This window comes from Bradyrhizobium sp. U531 (assembly GCF_051710265.1).
Classification (GTDB): domain Bacteria; phylum Pseudomonadota; class Alphaproteobacteria; order Rhizobiales; family Xanthobacteraceae; genus Bradyrhizobium.
Genome location: NZ_JASVEN010000001.1, coordinates 991,717 through 1,009,795 on the forward strand (window position 1 = coordinate 991,717; position 18,079 = coordinate 1,009,795).

The 18,079-nt window shown below is 64.4% G+C and carries 17 protein-coding genes; 11 read left to right on the forward strand and 6 right to left on the reverse strand.

The genetic code is table 11. The features are described 5' to 3' along the window. Positions 1 to 102 precede the first annotated feature (102 nt). Positions 103 to 987 carry a hypothetical protein gene (locus QRQ56_RS04995; RefSeq protein WP_438738002.1) on the reverse strand — a complete coding sequence of 295 codons (885 nt, stop codon included), beginning with the start codon at positions 985 to 987 and terminating at the stop codon, positions 103 to 105. 282 nt (positions 988 to 1,269) lie between these two features. Here QRQ56_RS04995 and QRQ56_RS05000 point away from each other — a divergent pair, with 282 nt between their 5' ends. From QRQ56_RS05000 to QRQ56_RS05020, 5 genes are read left to right on the forward strand one after another with little or no spacing between them, the layout of a single operon-like run. After that, positions 1,270 to 2,859, forward strand: a complete 1,590-nt coding sequence (locus tag QRQ56_RS05000) for an ABC transporter substrate-binding protein (RefSeq protein ID WP_438738003.1) — start codon at positions 1,270 to 1,272, stop codon at positions 2,857 to 2,859. A gap of 60 nt (positions 2,860 to 2,919) precedes the next feature. After that, on the forward strand, positions 2,920 to 3,843 hold the full coding sequence (locus QRQ56_RS05005; protein WP_438738005.1) for an ABC transporter permease: 924 nt from the start codon (positions 2,920 to 2,922) through the stop codon (positions 3,841 to 3,843). Then, positions 3,840 to 4,661 (forward strand): ABC transporter permease, encoded by an 822-nt coding sequence (locus tag QRQ56_RS05010; protein WP_438738007.1) that lies wholly within the window; start codon positions 3,840 to 3,842, stop codon positions 4,659 to 4,661. Before QRQ56_RS05005 ends, QRQ56_RS05010 begins: the two co-directional genes overlap by 4 nt. Continuing rightward, positions 4,658 to 5,638, forward strand: coding sequence for an ABC transporter ATP-binding protein (locus QRQ56_RS05015; protein WP_438738008.1), 981 nt, complete (start codon positions 4,658 to 4,660; stop codon positions 5,636 to 5,638). Before QRQ56_RS05010 ends, QRQ56_RS05015 begins: the two co-directional genes overlap by 4 nt. Beyond that, on the forward strand, positions 5,631 to 6,668 hold the full coding sequence (locus QRQ56_RS05020; RefSeq protein ID WP_438738010.1) for an ABC transporter ATP-binding protein: 1,038 nt from the start codon (positions 5,631 to 5,633) through the stop codon (positions 6,666 to 6,668). Before QRQ56_RS05015 ends, QRQ56_RS05020 begins: the two co-directional genes overlap by 8 nt. Positions 6,669 to 6,886: 218 nt before the next feature. On the opposite strand, the gene QRQ56_RS05025 is transcribed toward QRQ56_RS05020, so the two are convergent. From QRQ56_RS05025 to QRQ56_RS05045, 5 genes are all read right to left on the reverse strand, one after another. Beyond that, entirely contained in the window at positions 6,887 to 7,963 is a 1,077-nt protein-coding gene (locus tag QRQ56_RS05025; protein ID WP_438738011.1) for a serine hydrolase domain-containing protein, read from the reverse strand. Between the two features lie 343 nt (positions 7,964 to 8,306). After that, entirely contained in the window at positions 8,307 to 9,332 is a 1,026-nt protein-coding gene (locus QRQ56_RS05030) for an ABC transporter permease (RefSeq protein WP_438738012.1), read from the reverse strand. Positions 9,333 to 9,343: 11 nt separating this feature from the next. Further along, the gene (locus tag QRQ56_RS05035; protein ID WP_438738013.1) at positions 9,344 to 10,846 is read right to left on the reverse strand and encodes a sugar ABC transporter ATP-binding protein; all 1,503 of its coding nucleotides are present in this window, start codon (positions 10,844 to 10,846) and stop codon (positions 9,344 to 9,346) included. A 6-nt stretch (positions 10,847 to 10,852) separates the two neighbouring features. Next, positions 10,853 to 11,875, reverse strand: coding sequence for a sugar ABC transporter substrate-binding protein (locus QRQ56_RS05040; protein WP_438738015.1), 1,023 nt, complete (start codon positions 11,873 to 11,875; stop codon positions 10,853 to 10,855). A 135-nt stretch (positions 11,876 to 12,010) separates the two neighbouring features. Further along, complete coding sequence (locus tag QRQ56_RS05045) at positions 12,011 to 12,415, reverse strand: globin (protein WP_438738017.1); 405 nt, start codon at positions 12,413 to 12,415, stop codon at positions 12,011 to 12,013. Positions 12,416 to 12,694: 279 nt separating this feature from the next. Between QRQ56_RS05045 and QRQ56_RS05050 the strand changes: the two genes are divergently transcribed. The 6 genes from QRQ56_RS05050 (at position 12,695) to QRQ56_RS05075 (ending at position 18,077) form a co-directional block, all read left to right on the forward strand. Beyond that, a complete protein-coding gene (locus QRQ56_RS05050) occupies positions 12,695 to 12,889 on the forward strand; it encodes a hypothetical protein (protein WP_438738019.1) in 195 nt (64 codons plus the stop codon). A gap of 23 nt (positions 12,890 to 12,912) precedes the next feature. Next, positions 12,913 to 13,287 (forward strand): DUF2946 domain-containing protein, encoded by a 375-nt coding sequence (locus tag QRQ56_RS05055; RefSeq protein WP_438740075.1) that lies wholly within the window; start codon positions 12,913 to 12,915, stop codon positions 13,285 to 13,287. Positions 13,288 to 13,377: 90 nt separating this feature from the next. Beyond that, positions 13,378 to 15,780, forward strand: a complete 2,403-nt coding sequence (locus QRQ56_RS05060; protein WP_438740076.1) for a TonB-dependent receptor family protein — start codon at positions 13,378 to 13,380, stop codon at positions 15,778 to 15,780. 26 nt (positions 15,781 to 15,806) lie between these two features. Further along, positions 15,807 to 17,018, forward strand: a complete 1,212-nt coding sequence (locus QRQ56_RS05065; protein WP_438738020.1) for a sialidase family protein — start codon at positions 15,807 to 15,809, stop codon at positions 17,016 to 17,018. Continuing rightward, positions 17,015 to 17,512 (forward strand): TlpA family protein disulfide reductase, encoded by a 498-nt coding sequence (locus QRQ56_RS05070; protein WP_438738022.1) that lies wholly within the window; start codon positions 17,015 to 17,017, stop codon positions 17,510 to 17,512. Before QRQ56_RS05065 ends, QRQ56_RS05070 begins: the two co-directional genes overlap by 4 nt. A 28-nt stretch (positions 17,513 to 17,540) precedes the next feature. Continuing rightward, positions 17,541 to 18,077: a copper chaperone PCu(A)C gene (locus QRQ56_RS05075; protein ID WP_438738024.1), complete on the forward strand. Its 537-nt coding sequence runs from the start codon at positions 17,541 to 17,543 to the stop codon at positions 18,075 to 18,077. The last annotated feature ends 2 nt before the right edge of the window (positions 18,078 to 18,079 follow it).

The following is an 18,079-nucleotide window of genomic DNA, read 5'->3' on the forward strand; positions in this document are numbered from 1 at the left end:
AGACTGCCTCCGCGGACACAGCTCTGGATTGCTTCGCTGCGCTCGCAATGACGTGGGGAGAGCTTCGCTCACAACGACGAGAGAAAGAGAGAAGCGCGCCCCTCAATACATCCGCACCGGCAGCGGGGCGCCTTCGGGGCCGACCAGCAGGCCCCAGGTCTCGTTGGCTGCGACCTCGAACTCGCGCTGCCGGGCCGCGCTGCCCTTGAGCTTGAGGGTGACCTTGTACTTGCCCGGCGGCAGGTCAATTTTCTGACTGTCAGGCAATTTGTCCGTGGCGGAGTCGAAATCGATCAGCTCTTCTCCGGCGTGCGCCGCCAGTCGGACGGTTCGCTCGTTGACGGCGATATCGGCCGCTTCATCCGTCTTGTTGCCGAGGAATAGCTTCGCTTGTCCCGGCGCCGGCTGGATGCGGGCCGTGGCGGCCAGCGTCTTGCGCAGCGCGAGGTCGGCGATCGTGGTGTTGTCCTGACGGACCAGCCGGAGCAGCGCCGGCCCGTCCGAGGTCGTGAAGGCGACGACGGCCCTGTCGGGCTCGACGAGCGCACCGTCGTTCTCGGTCCAGCCGCGCTTGTCGAGTGCATCGCGATAGAAGCCGAGCACGGCCTCGAGACCGAGCGGCGTCTCGACGTGAGCCGACCTGATGAAGGGTGAATTCTTCGCGGTCATCAGCCCCCAGTGGTCAACGAGCGGCAGGCCCACGTCGTCGGCCATTTTGGCCTCGAACGTCCGGCTCGCGGCTCCTGCAAGACGCCCCATGGTGTCGCAGAGCAGACGCTCGCCAAGGTACTCCGGGGCGCAACTGGTCCTGAGAGCCCACCATGTATCGTCGACGAACCCGTTGGACCGTTTGGTGTGGGACCAGTTGATCTGAACGTTCTTCGTCGTGCCGTCGTAGGCGGGGCCCGGGGTGACGGGGATCGCCATCGCCGCCGTTGCAGCAACCAGACTGCCGGCGAAGAGCACACCTAGCGTTCGGCGGGCCATTTTTGCGCGATCCCAGTGTTTCGCGATCCCTGGGGTTCAGAGAACGATCCGGAGCTTGGTCGCGTCGATCGCGAAAAATGTTCACTGTCGTTGGGCTGTCCGATGACGCACCGCGTCAATGCCGCTTGCAGCGCCGGGCGCATGCAACCCGTCCCCGGAATCGTCGTCGCGGCGCTGCCTCCCGGAACTGGCATTGGTCTCCACTGAAATCGAAGCTTGCATTCGACGGGCTGCGAATGATCAAATCTCTGATCGGTATGCACCGGCGTTGTTGGGGGACACATGATGTTCAGGATGATTGCGATCGTCGCGGGGGTCGGGCTGGCGCTCGCCGGCGCGGCGGAGGCCCAGACCCCGCGCAAGGGCGGAACCATCCGCATGACCGCGCCCTACGGCTCGAGCTTCACGAGCCTCGACATCCACACCACGCAGCGTGCCCAGGACGAGATCTACGCCAAGGCGCTGCATCGCTCGCTCTACATCTGGAATTCCGCGGAAGGCAAACCGGTCCTGGAGCTGGCAAAGGAGGATGTGGTCTCGGGCGGCGGCCTCGTCCACACCTTCAAGCTGCGCGACGACGCCTATTTCCACAATGGCCGCAAGATGACCGCCGATGACGTCATCTGGTCCTACAACCGCATCATGGACGGCACCAAGGCCTTTCCCGGAGCGCGCTTTGTCCGCGTCATCGAGGGTGCGGCCGCGGTCGAGAAGGGCCAGGCCAAGGAGATCTCCGGCCTGAAAAAGATCGACGATTTCACCATCGAGATGAAGCTGACCGAGAAGGTCGATCCGGGCTTCTACTTCTTCACGGCGCTGACCTCGATCTATCCGGCCGACGAGGGCGCCAAGGAGAGCTTCATCCAGAAGCCGATCGGCCTCGGGCCCTTCAAATTCGTCGAGCACGTGCCGGGATCGCGCATCGTGCTGGAGCGGTGGGACCGGTTCTACAAGCCCGGCAAGCCCTATGCCGACAAGATCGTCGTGGCGGTCATGGGCGAGGCCGCGGCGCGCGACGTCGCCTTCCGCAACAAGGAGATCGACACCTCTGTGCTGGGGCCTGCGCAATATGTCGCCTATCAGTCCGACGCCGCGCTCAAGGGCACCATCGTCGAGGTGGCCGAGGTCTTCACGCGCTACATGGGCATGAATCCCTCGTTCAAGCCCTTCGCCGACAAGCGCGTGAGGCAGGCGATCAATTACGCGATCGACACCGATCTGATCATCAACAAGCTGGTCAAGGGCAAGGCCTACCGCGCCACGAGCTGGCTGCCGCTGACCTCGCCCGCCTACGACAAGGCGATGAAGCCTTATCCTTACGACCCCGCCAAGGCCAAGCAGCTGCTCGCCGAGGCCGGTTACCCCTCCGGCTTCGAGTTCGAATGGACCACCAGCCAGAACGAGAGCTGGGGCTTGCCGATCGTCTCGGCCGTGATCCCGATGCTGGACAAGGTCGGCATCAAGGCCAAGGTCAAGCAAGTCGAGACGGCGGTGCTGGCGGAGGTGGTGCGCAGCGGCGACTACCAGGCGTTCATCTATTCGCAGGCCAGCGGCCCGGATCCGCTGGCGGCCCTCAAATGCTTCCACTCGGCGACACCGCAACCGGCCTGCAACTACATGCTCTACAAGAACGCCGATTTCGACAAGATCGTCGACGCGGCAGGGCAGGCCGACGACCCCGCCAAGCGCACCGAATTGCTGCAGAAGGCCAATGCGCTGCTCTATGAGGAGGCACCGGTCTGGTTCTTCAACTACAACAAGGCGGTCATGGCGGTGCAGCCGTGGCTCAAGGGGATCCAGCTCAATGCGACGGAGCTGACCCACCAGAACGTCGAGGACCTCTGGGTCGACGAGACCTCGCCCGCGAAGTGACATGCGCTCGCGCGCTCCCTCCATCGCATCAAACGGTGGAGGGAGAGAGGGAAAGTGCCGATGCTCTCGTTTCTGTTCCGTCGCCTGCTGCAAACCATCCCGACCGTGCTCGCGGTCGTTCTGCTGGTCTTCGTGTTGTTCAGCGTCGTTCCCGGCAGCATCGTCTCCTCCATGAGCGACGACAGCGACCCCCAGGTCGAGGAGCGCATGAAGAAGCAGCTCGGCCTCGACGACCCGGTCTATGTGCGCTTCGGCAAGTACATCGCAAAGCTCGCAACCGGTGATTTCGGGACGTCGTTCCGCACGCGCGAGCCCGTGACGAGCATGATCGCCAAGCGGGCCTGGCCGACGCTGCAACTCGTCTTCGCCGCCATGGCCTTTGCCGTCGTCATCGGTGTTCCGCTCGGGTTCATCGCGGCGCTGAAACCCGGCGGCATCGTCGATACGCTGGCCATGGTGGTGGCGGTGTCGGGCCTGTCCATCGCCAAATTCTGGCTCGGGCTCGTCCTGATGTATCTGTTCGCGTTGAAGCTCGGCTGGCTGCCGAGTTTCGGCTATGGCGACGGCGGCCTGAAATATCTGCTGCTGCCGGCCATGACCCTCGGAGTGTCGCCGATGGCGCTGTTTGCCCGTACCACCCGCGCCGCGGTCCTCGAGATCATGACGGCCGATTTCGTCCGCACCGCGCGCTCCAAGGGCATGAGCGAGACGAGGGTGGTGAAGTGGCATGTCATGCGCAATGCGCTCGTCATCATCCTCACGACCGTCGGCCTGCAATTCGGCGCGTTGATGGGGCAGGCGGTCGTGGTCGAGAAGCTGTTCTCCTGGCCGGGCATCGGCTCGCTGCTGGTGGACAGCGTCCTGCAGCGCGACATCCCGGCCGTCCAGGGCTCCATTCTCGTGGTGGTGCTCGCCTTCCTCGCGATCAATCTCTTGATCGACGTGCTCTACGGCGTGATCGATCCCAGGATCAGGTACGCATGAAGCTCCGCGCCAATCTCGTCATCGGTGGCTCGCTGTTCGCGCTGGCGATCCTGGTCGGCGTGCTCGCGCCCTGGATCGCGCACACCGATCCCGTCATGGATGCCAATCTCATGAACGCGGAGGAGCCGCCGAGCTGGACCTGGTGGTTCGGCACGGACGACCAGGGCCGCGACATCTATTCCCGCGTCGTGTACGGCGCGCAGGTCTCGCTGACGGTCGGCATTATCTCGCAGCTCATCAACAGCGTGATCGGCGTGGCCCTCGGCCTCAGCGCCGGCTATTTCGGCGGCTGGTGGGACGATGTCGTCAACGCCCTGACCAACCTCATGCTCGCGATCCCTTCGCTGATCTTCGCGCTCGCGATCATGGCAGTGCTCGGTCCCGGCCTGACCAGCCTGTTGATCGCGCTCGGGCTGACCAACTGGTCCTTCACCTGCCGGATCGCGCGGGCCTCGGCGCTGTCGCTGCGCAGCCAGGGCTATGTGCAGGCGGCGACCGTGCTCGGCTACGGCGATCTGCGCATCATGGTCACGCAGCTGCTGCCGAACATGCTGGGGCCGCTCATCGTCATCGGTACGCTCGGCATGGGCAGCGCGGTGTTGTCGGAAGCCGCCTTGTCGTTCCTCGGCCTCGGCGTCCGCCCGCCCTTTCCAAGCTGGGGCAGCATGCTGTCGGAAGCGCGCGAGCAGATCACGACGGCGCCGTGGCTGTCCGTCTTCCCGGGCCTTGCCATCTTCCTGACGGTGCTCGGCCTCAATCTGCTCGGCGACGGCCTGCGCGACATTCTCGATCCCCAATCACGGAGCCGGCGGACATGACCGGCACGCCGCTGCTCGAGGTCGAGGATCTCAGGATCGATCTCAACGCCGGGGCGGGCACGATGCCGGCCGCGGAGGGCGTGTCGTTCCGGATCGATCGCGGCGAAACCTTCGGCCTTGTCGGCGAATCCGGCTGCGGCAAGAGCATCACGGCGCTCGCCTTGATCGGCCTGCTGCGCCACCCCCTGTCGATCGGCAGCGGAGTCATCCGTTTCGACGGGAAGGAGATCCAGCATCTGTCCGCCGCCGGGCAGCGGGAGCTGCGCGGCAACCGGATCGCCATGATCTTCCAGGAGCCGATGACGGCGCTGAATCCGGTCTCGCCGGTCGGCCGGCAGATCGCCGAGATGTTCGTGCTGCACAAGGGCAAGAGCTGGCGGGAGGCCAACCGGCTCGCGGTCGAGGCGCTGGCGAATGTGCGCGTGCCTGCGCCCGAGCGGCGCGTGAAGGACTATCCGCATCAGCTCTCGGGCGGCATGCGCCAGCGCGTGATGATCGCCATCGCGCTCGCCTGCGGTCCGGATCTCTTGATCGCGGACGAGCCGACCACCGCGCTAGACGTCACCGTGCAGGCCGAGATCATCGAGCTGATGCGGAATTTGTGCGCCGAGCGGGGCACGGCGATCCTGATGATCAGCCACGATCTCGGTCTCGTCGCCAATGTCTGCCGCCGCGTCGCCGTGATGTATGCCGGCAGGATCGTCGAGGAGCGCGGCTCGGCCGACATCTTCCGCGCGCCCTCGCATCCCTATACGCAAGGCCTGGTCGCTTCGCTGCCGCGGCTCGGCAGCCGCGCCGCGCTGGGGCGAACGAGGCTCCAGGAGATCGCCGGCGTCGTTCCGGCGATCTCGAATTTCCCTGAAGGCTGCCGATTCAATCCGCGCTGCGCGCGCGCGACCGAGATTTGCCGGACAGTCGTGCCCGGGACAGATCTGCTGGGCGCGGGTGGGTTGGTGAGGTGCCATCACCATGCATGAGCCGCACAGCATGCCGGGCGGGGGAGGGCCGGACGACGATCTCATCCTGAGCGTCGAGGATCTCGCGGTTCACTTTCCGCTTGGCGGCGGCTTGCTGGGCGGCGGCAAGCGGGTGCTCCGGGCCGTGGACGGCGTCGATCTCAAGCTGAGGCGCGGCGAATGCCTCGGTCTCGTCGGCGAGTCCGGTTCGGGCAAGTCGACGGTCGCCCTGTCGATCCTCGGCCTGCTGGCGCCGACGCGCGGCCGCATCATGGTGGACGGGCAGGTCGTGACGAGCCGCCGGTCCGGCGATCGCAAGGCACTGGCCCGCACCGTGCAGATCGTGTTCCAGGATCCCTATGCCTCGCTCAATCCCCGCCAGACCGTTCGCCGCACGCTGGAGGATCCGCTGCGCGTGCATGGCATCACCGCGAAAAGCGAGATCGCGGATCGCGTCGCGACGATGCTGCGGCATGTAGGCCTGCGGCCCGAGCAGGCCGACCGTTACCCGCACGAATTCTCCGGCGGCCAGCGCCAGCGCATCGGCATCGCCCGCGCGCTGATCCTCAATCCCAGGATCGTCATCTGCGACGAGCCGGTGTCGGCGCTTGACGTCTCGATCCGTGCCCAGATCATCAACCTGCTGCTGGAGCTGAAGGACACGCTCGGCCTGTCCTACATCATGATCAGCCACGATCTCGGCGTCGTCGAGCACATGAGCGATCGCGTCGCCGTGATGTATCTCGGCCGCATCGTCGAGAACGGCCACTGGCGCGAGATCTTCGAGCGGCCCGCGCATCCCTATACGCGCGCCCTGATTGCCGCGATCCCCGATCCGCTGCACCACGCCCCGCTGGCGACCACAGGCGGCGACCTTCCCAACCCGCTCAATCCCCCAAGCGGCTGTGCCTTCAGCCCGCGCTGCCGCTACGCCGAAGCGGTGTGCCGGCACGAGCCGGGACCGCTGCTGGAGACGCGGCCCGACGGGCACGCGGTGCGGTGCTGGCGGAGTGAGGAGATCGCGGGGCGACCTATGGCGGTGGCGACTTGAGGCAAGCGTTCCAAATGTGAGGGCGCCGTCTTGGCGTGCTCCCTCCACATCGTCATTGCGAGGAGCTCTTGCGACGAAGCAATCCAGAAGTCCCTCCGCGGAGACACTCTGGATTGCTTCGCTGCGCTCGCAATGACGTGTGAAGGCGCCGTGCGCCACCCCATCCACGTCACCCTGAGGCGGCCGCTTCTTCAGCGGCCCTCGAAGGGCGATGGCCCTCACTTCAACCCGGCCAACACCACGTCCCTGATCACCCGCACCGGCGGAATCCATTGCTTCTCGTCGGCGTAGTTTCCGCAGGTGATGGCGACCACGATTCCGAGGTCGGGCATCACGAACAGCCGCTGGCCGCCATAGCCGAAGCAGCCGACCCAATGTGTGATCGGACGGTTCGGCGGCTGGCCATACTGCAGATCGCCGCTGTACCAGAAATAGCCGTATCGGCGCTGCTCGTCGCAGGCGACGTAGGGCTGGAATGATTTCGCGAGCCAGTCTGGCGAGACGATCTGCCGCCCGTCCCATTGCCCGCGGTTGAGGATCAATTGCCCGACGCGCGCGAGATCGCGCGGCGTCATGCGCAGGCCGGATGCCGGCGCGGGCTGCCCGTTGAACCCTTTGGTCCATTCGGTCGGCCCGATCCCGAGGGGATCGAACAGGTGCGCGTGCGCAAACTCCGGCAGCGATTGGCCGACGCCCTTGACCAGCAGATGTCCGATCAGCTCTGTGCCGGCCGCGCCATAGATCCAGCGGGTGCCGGGATCGGAGATGAAGGGGCGGCTGAAGATGTAGCGCAGCCGATCGGGCGCGCCCTCCATCTGGATTTCGCTGTTGTGCGGGTCCTGGTAAGGAATGTCCTCGTTCCAGTCGAAGCCCAGGGTCATGGTGAGCGCGTGGGCGACGGTCAGGCGCTGGACGCGGGGATCGGTTGCGGCGTCCACGTATTCGGGGAATTGCGCGATCAGATTCTGATCGGGCGCGGGCACCTTGCCGAGATCGAGCGCGATCCCGTAGAGCAGGCCGAGAACGCTCTTGGTGACCGAGCGCAAATCGTGCAGCGTATCGGGGCCGAAGGCGACGGGGCCGCGCGGCGTGCCCCAGACTTCGTCCTCGCCGGTGAAATAGCGTTCGAGCACGATCTTGCCCTTGCGCGTGACGACGACACCATGCAGGCCCCAGGCGCGCTTGTCGGCAATCGCCTTGTCGAGCCGCTCATCGAGGTCGGGCGCAAAGCCTGCATCGGACGCGGCGACCGAGCCCCATGTGAACGGCGCGGAGGCAAGCGGGCTCGTCGTCATGAGGAGCGCTCCTGCTCCCATCAGGGCGGTGCGACGATCGATGGCAGCCATTCGAGCTCTCGCTCCCCGAGGGCACGCATTCGGTGCCGCGATGGAGTTGTGCGCCTGTTCTGCCCGACGAGTCAAACGTCGCCGGGGCTCGCAGAAACCCACAAACAGGGTTTGATAAGCGCCTGACATCCCTCACAGTTTCTACTGTGCATGGGGTTGTTTTCGCAGTTTTTGTTTGGGCGTCTGAAAGAGATTGTCATGCCCGGGCTTGTCCCGGGCATCCACGTTCCCATGTGACGTAAAGCAGAGCGTGGATGGCCGGGACAAGCCCGGCCATGACGGTGTACCGGGTCTACTCCGCCGTTTTTTCCCGCAGCCGCTGCGCATAGACGTTGATGACCAGCGCCGCCAGCAGGATCAGGCCGCGGATCAGGATCTTCAGGAAGCTGTCGATGTTGACGTGGTCGAGGCCGTTGTTGAGGACGCCGAGAACGAACAATCCGACGATGGTGTTGCCGATGCCGCCGCGGCCGCCGAAAAGACTGGTGCCGCCGACCACGACGGCGGCGATGGAGTCGAGCAAATAGGTGTCGAACTCGTTCTGCTGCGCGCTGCCGAAATGGGCGACGCCCAGCATGCCGCCGATGCCGGAGCACACCGCCGAGATCACCATCACCGCGCCCAGGATGAGCTTGACGTTGAGGCCGGCATATTCGGCCGCCTCGCGATTTCCCCCGACCATGTAAACGTAGCGGCCGAAGCGCGTGTAGGTCAGCACCAGATGGCCGCCGAGCAGCATGATCGCGGCGACGATGACGATCCAGGGGATGCCGCCGATCGAGCCGGAGCCCAGCGTCGTGATCAGGCTCGGCACCTTGTAGGCGATCTGGCCGCGCACCAGCAGCGCGGAGACGCCGGCCGCGATCTGCATCATCGCCAGGGTCATGATGAAGGAGGGGATGCCGATCACGGTCAGCCCCAGCGCGTTGACGAGGCCGAGCAGGGCGCAGAGCGCGATGGCGAGCAGGATCGCGGCGGCGCCGGGCATCGGCAGGTTGGCGATGTTGACGTAGGATTCCTGCAAGGTGAAGTAGGCGACCGCGATGCCGGTGACGTTGGCGATGCTGGCGATCGAGAGGTCGATCTCGGCGCACAGGATCACGAAGGTGAGCCCGACCGCGATGATGCCCGTCACCGACACCTGGGTCAGGATGTTGCCGAGATTGTCCAGCGTTGCGAAGGAGGGGCTGGCGAAGGCGAAGAAGGCCGACAGGAAGATCAGGGTGAGGAACGGGGCGATGTTGCGCATCTGCGAGCGCAGGAACGGTCTAAGGCCCCGTGCCCGCCGCTCCCCCGCCAAAGCCGTCTCGCTGCTCATGTGCTTCTCCGTCACGCCGCTTCCAGCAGGCGGTCCTTGCTGACCGGCTCGTTCCTGAATTCCCGCACCAATGCGCCGCGCTTGAGCACGAGGATGCGATCGGCCAGCGACAGCACCGTTTCCGGCTCGGTCGACAGCACGATGATCGCGAGCCCCTTGGCGCGGAGATCGCGGACGATGTTGATGACGTCGTTCTTGGCGCCGACATCCATGCCGCGGGTCGGCTCGCACAGCACGAGCAGCTTGGGCGGATAGGTCAGCCATTTCGCCAGCGCCACCTTCTGCTGGTTGCCGCCGGAGAGCATGCCGAGATCGAGCCCGACCACGGGCGGCCTGATCTGGAGCTGCTCGACCTGGCGCTGGGCGATCTCGCGCTCCTGCGCCGGCTTGAGCAGCAGCGCGGAGATGCGATCGAGAATGCTGATCGAGATGTTCTTGTAGACCGGCTCCTGGTGGAACAGCATGTCGCGCCGGCTCTCCGGCACCAGCGCCACGCCGGCGCGTCGCGCCGCTGCCGTGCTGGCGAAGGTCTTTGGTGTGCCCTCGACGAGAAGCGTGCCGCTGTCCGGCTTCAGCTTGCCGAACAGGATGCGCGACAGTTCCTGCTGGCCGCAGCCCATGAAGCCGTAGATGCCGAGCACCTCGCCGGCGCGGGCCTCGAAGGAGATGTCCTTCAGGCTACGGGACAGCGAGAGCTGATCGACCTGGAGAACGACCTGGCTGGCGCTCGGCTGCGGCAGCATCAGATCGTCGGTATAGCTGTGCTCGAGCGCCTCGCCACCGCGGCCGATCATGGCCTCGATCAGCGCGCCCTTCGTCGTCGCGGATGAAGCGGTCTCGGCGACCTTCCGCCCGTTGCGGAACACGGTCACCGTGTCGGACACGCGCAGGATGTCCTCGATGAAATGCGAGATGAAGACGATGCTTTTGCCTTCCTCGCGCAGGCGACGGAGGGTGGCGAACAGCCGCTCGACCTCGGGCGGGGAGAGGGCGGAGGTCGGCTCGTCCAGAATGATGATGCGGGCGCCGGAGAACAGCACGCGCGCGATCTCGATCAGCTGCTGCAGCCCGATCGGCAGGTCGCCTAGCCGCGACATCGGGTCGACGTCGATGCCGAAGCGGGCGAGCTGCTCGCCGGCCTCGCGCGCCATCCGCCGCCATTGCACGAGGCCGAGGGCGTTGGTCGGCTGGTTGCCGAGGAAGACGTTCTCGGCGACCGTGAGGTCGGGAGCGACCGAGAGCTCCTGGTGCACCATGGCGATGCCGGCCGCGTGCGCATCGCGCGCCGAGCGGAAATGCGTCTCCGCGCCGTCGATCAGGAAGCGGCCGGAGAATTCGGTGTGCACGCCGGCGATGATCTTCATCAGCGTGCTTTTGCCGGCGCCGTTCTCGCCGACGAGACCGTGGATCTCGCCGGGGTGAAGCGCGAAATCGACACCACGAAGCGCTTCGACGCCGCCGAAGCTCTTCGTGATGCCCTGCAGTTCAAGGATGGGCGAACGTCCCTCGGGCATGAAAGCTCAGATCAGGAAGTGATCCTGCATCCACTGCATCCCCGCGGCATTGGCCTTGGTCACGACGGGCCCGTCGGTGACGACGTTCTTGGGAATGCCCTGACCGCTCTTCTCGCCGCCGACCACGGCGGAGACGCCTGCGATGATCGCGCCGCCATGGATGCGGCAGGAGGGATTGCGGACGGTCGCGAACATGCGCCCCTCGCTCACCGCCTGGATCGCCGGCGGCATGGCATCGACGCCGCCGATCAGGATGTTGGTGCGGCCGCGCGCCTTCATGATGTTGGCCGCCGCGAGCGCCATGTCGTCATTGTGGAAGAACGCCGCGTCGATCTGCGGATACTTCGTCAGGTAGGTTTCCCAGAGGCGGGCGGTCTTCGACACGTCCCAGTCGGCCGGCTGGGTGTCGAGCACCTCGATCCCCGGGAATTGCTTCACCGTGTTGGTGAAGCCCTTGGCCCGTCCTTGCGCGCCGGTGTGGCCGAGCGCGCCCTGCGTCATGATGATCTTGCCCTTGCCGCCCATCGCGTTGCACAGCGCCTGGGTCACAGAGGCCCCCATGAACTCGTTGTCGGGGGCGAGGAAGGAGTGCACGTTGATTTGATCAAGAGGAGCAATGAGCGTGTCCATGTCGATCACGGGCGTGCCGGCGTCGATCATCTTCTGCACGGGCTGGGTGAGGGTGCCGATGCCGAAGGCCTGGATCGCGACGAAGTCCCATTTCTGCGAGGCCATGTTGTCGATCGCCGCGCGCTGCTTCACGGCGTCGAGCTGGCCGTCGAACCAGGTGACCTCGACGTTGAACAGTTTGCCCCAGAACTCGGCGGCCTGTTTGCCTTGCGCGCACCAGGTGGCCTGCAGGCCTGCGTTGGAGAACGCCGCCTTCAGCGGCTTTTCGCTGCGTCCGACCTCGGCTGCCAGTGCGGGGTTTATGCCCATGCTGCCGAGGAGGGCAGCTCCGGCGCCGGCGGTCGCAACCGCCTGAAGAAGATCGCGCCTCGTCGTCGAGAAATCTTTCGTCCCGGACATCGCTCGCTCCCATATATTTTGTCGTCGGCGCGTCATTGATTGCGCGACCGATGTCCGAAAGTGTCTCACAAGAGTTGGCGCCACTCAATCTGCAATCACTCATTGCAGCGAGCCGTGTTGGTGCAGCGCAAAGCGTCAGGCCGTCGCACCGGCGAGAGCGTCGATGTCGACGAGCAGCTGATCCCAGGCGCGCGCGATCTCGATCGACCATTCATCGGCAAGCAGGTCGCGGAGCGTGTCCCTGATCACGGCGAAGAACGTGATAAACAGCTCGCGCGGCGTGCCATAACCATCGTGCGAGACGACTTCGCAAGCGATCAGCCGGAAATGTCCGCGGCGGTCGCCGGCAAGATCGAGGATGGCCTCGATCGCCAGCGCGAGCATCGATCCCTTCACGAGGTCACGGCCATCGGTGCGGAACATCGCCTTCGTCTCGGGATGCTCGTCGAACAGGCGCCGATAGACCAGAGGCGTGAGATCGGCGCAGTGTGAGGCGGCGGGTTCGAAGCTGATTTCGATCGGATTGGACGAAGCATTCATGGGCGCTTCAGCCCCTTGCCAATAAAACTTGCGGACAAAAAAAGAGCGGGGCCCTGGCCCCGCTCAAAAATTGTGTCGACCCTATTATCCCCGATCTTAAGATTTGATCTTGATTGACGGGGCGACGCTGCATTTTGCGCGCCAGGGGCTCCTCCCGAGACTTGGACCACCAGGCTTCGACCTCGCGGTCAGCGCCTGAGCAAGAGGGATGCTAGATCAACTTTTCTCACTTGTCATCATTTTCGGCAACGAATGTTCAAAATTCGATCAATAGACGAAATGATCGAGCGGCCGCACTCGCAAGTATATGACAAATATAAGAAATTTGTGGACCGCGAGGCGTTTGATCTGCCTCAAAAGGCTCATCGCCGTGCCGTGCTGGGATACCTTGGCACGGTTTCCGCCAAATTTGCGCTGGGCCAAGAAGGCGGCGGAACTGACCTCGACTTCGGGCGGGGCACGGTGTTTAGTTGATTGACGAACAAATGGTTCGGCGGATGCGCGCACGGCTACAAAAATTCCTGCCTCTGGTCCTGCTCGCTTTGGCGATGCAGGTGCTGGCGCCGATTGCCGCCTGTTGGGCGACGGGAATCGCCGTTGCCGATCCATTGTCTGCCGGCGTCATCTGCCACAGTGCGAGCGAGCCGGGCGGCCTGAGCGATCAGACCGGCGGGCCGACCGCGCATGCCGGTGCGTGCGCGCTGTGTTGCCTGGCCCAGGCCAACGCCTCGCTCGATTCGCCGCCGCACGCTTCTCTCCCGATTCCTGTCCGCCATGCCGAGCGCGTGGTGTGGCATCCGGCCGAAGCATTGGCCATCGCCGCGCCCGTGGGCTCGAGCGCCCAGGCGCGCGCCCCGCCTCAACTTTCCTGACCTAGCGACGAACCGAACCATTGGCGCCATTGCGGTGCCGATGGCGTGCTCAATGACCGGCCTGCGTGCCGGATGTCAGGAATTCAAGAGATGTTACGTATTCGTGCGATCGGAAGCGCGGGCTTGCCCGTGCTCCTCGGACTGGTGTCCCCGATCGGATCAGACGCGCTGGCCCAATCTGCTTCGGAATCGATCCCCGCGGTGACGGTCGAGGCGCCCAAGATGTCCCGTCCCAAACCCGTCAACCGGCCCGCGCGCCTGCGCTCCGCGTCGACGGCCAACGCAAGCCGGCCGGTCGCACCGAACCCGGCCGACGGCGCCGGCGGACGAAACGACACGAGGAGCGCCGGCGAGGCGAGGGCCGGCCTCAACCAGTCGCCGGCCGGACAGACCGCAACCACCATCGATCGCGGCCAGTTCGACAATCGTCCGTCGTTTTCGGTCAGCGACGTGTTGCGGGACAGTCCGGGCATCTCGATCAAGCAGGGCAACGGTCCCCGGGACTTCGGCATCTCGATTCGCGGCTCCAACGCCCGGAACGGTTTCGGCATCCGCAATCTCGTGATCTTCGAGGACGGCTTTCCGGTGACGCAGCCGGACGGCCTGTCACGCAGCGACCTGATCGATCCCCACGCCTATGGCGCGATCGACGTGGTCCGCGGTCCGTCGTCGGCGCTCTACGGCAATTATGCGACCGGCGGCGCGCTCAATTTTCGCACGCGACCGGGCGGCACGATCGACGGCGTCGAATATGGCGTGGACGGCGGCAGTTACGGCTACCTCAATAATTACCTGGCGGCTGGCAAGAAGGTCGGGAATTTCGAGGGCTCGCTGTTCGTCAGCGACACCAGGGGCGACGGCTATATCGGCAACAGCTGGTTCAACACCCAGACCCTCAACTTCCTCGGCACGCTCAAGGCGACGCCGGACGATCGCTTCACGGTCAAGATCATCAACAACGACCTCAGTGCGCGGTTGCCGCTGCGCTCCACGCTGAGCCAGTACTATCAAAACCCATTCCAGCAGGGCTGCGCGACCGGCGCCTCGGCCGCTGCCGGGTGCGGTACTGTCAAGCTGTTCAACAATGGCTTCAATGCAACCGCCGGCACCGACACCGAGACAGCCGTGCAGGCTGGGCTCGGTCGCAATGATCGTCGGACTATCGTTGGCGGCCGCTGGGAGCATGATTTCGACAATGCCACGACCTGGCGCAACCAGTTCGTGTTCGATGACAGGAACATCAGTCAGCCCACCGGCACGACCAGTGCGATCGGTGATTTTCCCTCGTACAATTTCATGAGCGACGTCACCAAGCGCGGAGAGATTCTCGGTCTAGAATCTACCGCGTTCTTCGGCGCGTTTTACAACACCCTGACGGCGTCGAGCGACACGCGAAACGTGATGCCAGGGGGTAACGCGACGCTCGGCAGGCTATCGAGCAACCTTTACAGCGAAACGACCAATTACGGGGTTCGTGCCAGGGAGGAGCTCAAGCTCACTTCAGCAATGACGGCCGTCGCCGGCATCGGATGGGAGACGACGCTCCTGAAGGGCATCAATACGGCGTATGCCTATGCTGGCCCCACCGGCGTCACCACCACGACGCTGACGACCGGGGACCGGCAGTTTCAAAATGCCGCCCCGGAGCTGGCGCTGCTGTACAATCTCAACAACGAATGGCTGTTCCGCGGACGAGTCGCCACGGGATATGGCACTCCGCAGGTTTCGAATCTCTTCGTCCTTCCGACGGGGCTGTCTGGCAACAACACCCAACTTCAGGCTCAGAAGAATCTAGGCTACGATCTCGGTTTCGACTGGACTCCGAACAACACGCTCAAGCTGAGCGCGACCGGCTTTTACGAGTTTTTCCGTAACGAGATTGTCAACCAGGCAACGCCTGTCGCGGGCGTAAATTATTCGTTCAACGCGCCGCGATCGGAGCATCGCGGTATCGAGCTTGCTGCGGACTGGAAGTTCTATCCGGGGTGGCGACTCATGGTCGCGTACACCTATCTCGACGAGGTCTATACCGAATATGTCGAGAACATCACAAAGGGGACCGTGTTCAGCTTCAACCGGGCCGGCAACAAGATCCCGGGCATCTCGCCCAACGAGCTGACGGCCAGGATTGGCTACGACGAGTTTTCTGGACCGCTGGCGGGCCTGGGAGGCTTCGTCGAGGTCCAGTGGAAAGATTCCTTCTACATGGACAATGCGAACCTGCTGAAGGCGCCAGGCTATGAGCTGGTCAATGTCAACGTCCACTACAAGACGGACCTCGTGTCCGACACCTTCAGATCCCTGAACCTGTTCCTCGAGGTCAAAAATGTGTTCGACCGCACCTACATCGCGTCGGCAAACAATATCGCCAATACGGTTTCGGTGGCTGGCGTTCCAGATGTAGGGAGTACGCTCGCAAGCACGGCGCCAGGATCGATCTATGCGGGCTCGCCGCGCTTGTTCGTTGCAGGTATGAAGGTGGCATTCAAATGATCCGGGCTCTCGAAGGGAGGCGGGCCATGATCCGAACCGGCCTGCTCGCGATCGCCGCTCTTGCGTGTCTGCAAGGAACGGCGCTTGCGCAGATGCGTGCCCCGCCTGCGTCAGAAGCGGCGTGCGAGGAGCCGACCTTGCGCTGTGCGACCAAGGCGACGCCCGCCTTCGGCCCGGACGGGACGCTGTGGCTGGTCTGGATGGCGGGAGGGCAGGTCTCGGTCGCGAGTTCTGGGGATGAGGGCCGCAGTTTTTCGGCTCCCAAACAGGTCACGACGACGCGGCTGAACCTCGACTGGGGCCCGGATGCGCGGCCGAAGATCGTGGTCGATCGCAAGGGCGGCATAGCGCTTGCGTTCTCTATCTTCAGGGACGAGGCCTTCAACGGCCAGGTGCTCACCACGCGCTCGGCCGACGGCGGAAAGAGCTTCGCCGAATTGAAGCCGATCACCGCCAGCAACGAGAGCCAGCGTTTCGAAGCGCTGGCGCTCGATCAGGATGGAACGGTCTTCGCGGCATGGCTGGACAAGCGCAATCGCATTTTCGCAAAGGAAGCGGGACAGAAGTACGAGGGAGCCGGGCTGTTCTTCACCTCGTCCAGCGACGGCGGCACCACCTACGTGGAAGCGAAGCTTGCGCGCGAGGGCACCTGCGAATGCTGCCGGTTGGGGCTGGCATTCGCCGCGCCCGGGCGGCCGGTCGTGATCTTCAGGAACATTTTCGAGGGCGGCGTGCGCGACCACGCGGTGATGACCTTCGCCGACGTCTCGACACCAGGCGAAGTCCGCCGGGTCAGCCATGACGACTGGCAGATCAATGCCTGCCCGCACCATGGGCCGAGCCTCACCGTTGCGCCGAACGGGACTTATCACGTTGCCTGGTACACGAACGGCAAGGAGCGAAAGGGATTGTTCTACGCGCACTCGCGCGACGAGGGCCGCACCTTCTCCGCGCCGATGGCGCTGGGGCAGCCCGGCCGTAATCCCACGCGGCCTTACGTGCTTGCCGGGCCCGCGGGAACGGTGATGGTTTGGAAGGAATTCGACGGCGAGAAAACTTCGGTCCAGATGACGATCTCCCGCGACGACGGCGAGACTTGGTCGCCGCCGAAGACGATATCGAGCACGAACGACACCTCCGATCACCCCTTGCTGATCTCCAACGGCAAGAAGACCTATTTGTCGTGGATGACGAAGGCGGACGGCTATCGGTTGACAGCTATCGAGGACCAGCCATGAGATTCCGATTTTTAGGCATCGTCGGTCTGTGTGTCCTGACCGCATCGGCCGCGGCGCTCGGCGCATCTTCGGCCCTGAAGCCGTTCGAACGCGGCACCTGGCAGGGCGTTCTCAAGGGCCATGCCGGCCGCCCGACACTCGTGCATTTCTGGGGCGTGACCTGCGGGCCCTGCAAGGTCGAACTGCCGGAGCTCGGGAAGTTCGCCAAGGATCATCCTGACGTCGACGTCGTCACCGTCAGCGCCGATCTCGTGCCGAACCTGCCGGGAGCAACGCAATCGATGCTCGACAAGGCGGGGTTGTCGTCGACCGAAAACTTCATCTTCAACGACGGATTCGTCGAGCGCCTGCGGTTCGAGATCGACCCGGCCTGGCAGGGCGATATTCCGAGGACCCTGCTCATCTCCCGGGAAGGGACCATCACGACGATCGAAGGCTCGGCCGAAATGGCCGATCTCGAAAAATGGTCGGCGCAACAACTCGCCAAACACTGACCTACAAGTCTGCGAAGGGAATACCGATATGAAGATCATCTCGAAGAATATGCTGCTCGCCGCGTTTGCTGTTGCGATCTCCGCAGCACCAGCGGCCGCCGACGACGTCAAGGCCGGCGATCTCGTCATCTCGCAGGCGTGGAGCCGTGCGACACCCGGCGGTGCAAAGGTGGCCGGCGGCTATCTCGTCATCGAGAACAAGGGGACAGCGCCGGACAGGTTGGTCAGCGTGTCCGCCGATATCGCCGGCAAGTCCGAGATCCACGAGATGGCGATGGATAACGGCGTGATGAAGATGCGGCCGCTCGACAAGGGGCTCGCCATCGATCCCGGCAAGACGGTGAAGTTCGCGCCCGGCGGCTATCATCTCATGCTGCAGGAGCTGAAGGGCCCGTTCAAGCAGGGCGACAAGGTGCCGGTGACGCTGCAATTCGAGAAGGCCGGCAAGGTCGCGGTCTCCCTCGACGTCCAGGGCGTCGGCGCGCAGGCCCCCGGTGACGCCGGGCATTCCGGCCACATGGACGTGAAGAAGATGCCGGATCATTCGGGAATGAAAATGAAATGAGA

What these genes read in the sequence shown, in the direction of transcription:
- QRQ56_RS05035 (WP_438738013.1), bottom strand. Translation starts at nt 10,846, where the DNA reads ATGCCCGAGGGACGTTCGCCCATCCTTGAACTGCAGGGCATCACGAAG.
- QRQ56_RS05055 (WP_438740075.1), top strand. Translation starts at nt 12,913, where the DNA reads ATGCGCGCACGGCTACAAAAATTCCTGCCTCTGGTCCTGCTCGCTTTG.
- QRQ56_RS05025 (WP_438738011.1), bottom strand. Translation starts at nt 7,963, where the DNA reads ATGACGACGAGCCCGCTTGCCTCCGCGCCGTTCACATGGGGCTCGGTC.
- QRQ56_RS05000 (WP_438738003.1), top strand. Translation starts at nt 1,270, where the DNA reads ATGATGTTCAGGATGATTGCGATCGTCGCGGGGGTCGGGCTGGCGCTC.
- QRQ56_RS05050 (WP_438738019.1), top strand. Translation starts at nt 12,695, where the DNA reads ATGATCGAGCGGCCGCACTCGCAAGTATATGACAAATATAAGAAATTT.
- QRQ56_RS05005 (WP_438738005.1), top strand. Translation starts at nt 2,920, where the DNA reads ATGCTCTCGTTTCTGTTCCGTCGCCTGCTGCAAACCATCCCGACCGTG.
- QRQ56_RS05040 (WP_438738015.1), bottom strand. Translation starts at nt 11,875, where the DNA reads ATGTCCGGGACGAAAGATTTCTCGACGACGAGGCGCGATCTTCTTCAG.
- QRQ56_RS04995 (WP_438738002.1), bottom strand. Translation starts at nt 987, where the DNA reads ATGGCCCGCCGAACGCTAGGTGTGCTCTTCGCCGGCAGTCTGGTTGCT.
- QRQ56_RS05015 (WP_438738008.1), top strand. Translation starts at nt 4,658, where the DNA reads ATGACCGGCACGCCGCTGCTCGAGGTCGAGGATCTCAGGATCGATCTC.
- QRQ56_RS05075 (WP_438738024.1), top strand. Translation starts at nt 17,541, where the DNA reads ATGAAGATCATCTCGAAGAATATGCTGCTCGCCGCGTTTGCTGTTGCG.
- QRQ56_RS05020 (WP_438738010.1), top strand. Translation starts at nt 5,631, where the DNA reads ATGCATGAGCCGCACAGCATGCCGGGCGGGGGAGGGCCGGACGACGAT.
- QRQ56_RS05070 (WP_438738022.1), top strand. Translation starts at nt 17,015, where the DNA reads ATGAGATTCCGATTTTTAGGCATCGTCGGTCTGTGTGTCCTGACCGCA.
- QRQ56_RS05030 (WP_438738012.1), bottom strand. Translation starts at nt 9,332, where the DNA reads ATGAGCAGCGAGACGGCTTTGGCGGGGGAGCGGCGGGCACGGGGCCTT.
- QRQ56_RS05045 (WP_438738017.1), bottom strand. Translation starts at nt 12,415, where the DNA reads ATGAATGCTTCGTCCAATCCGATCGAAATCAGCTTCGAACCCGCCGCC.
- QRQ56_RS05065 (WP_438738020.1), top strand. Translation starts at nt 15,807, where the DNA reads ATGATCCGAACCGGCCTGCTCGCGATCGCCGCTCTTGCGTGTCTGCAA.
- QRQ56_RS05060 (WP_438740076.1), top strand. Translation starts at nt 13,378, where the DNA reads ATGTTACGTATTCGTGCGATCGGAAGCGCGGGCTTGCCCGTGCTCCTC.
- QRQ56_RS05010 (WP_438738007.1), top strand. Translation starts at nt 3,840, where the DNA reads ATGAAGCTCCGCGCCAATCTCGTCATCGGTGGCTCGCTGTTCGCGCTG.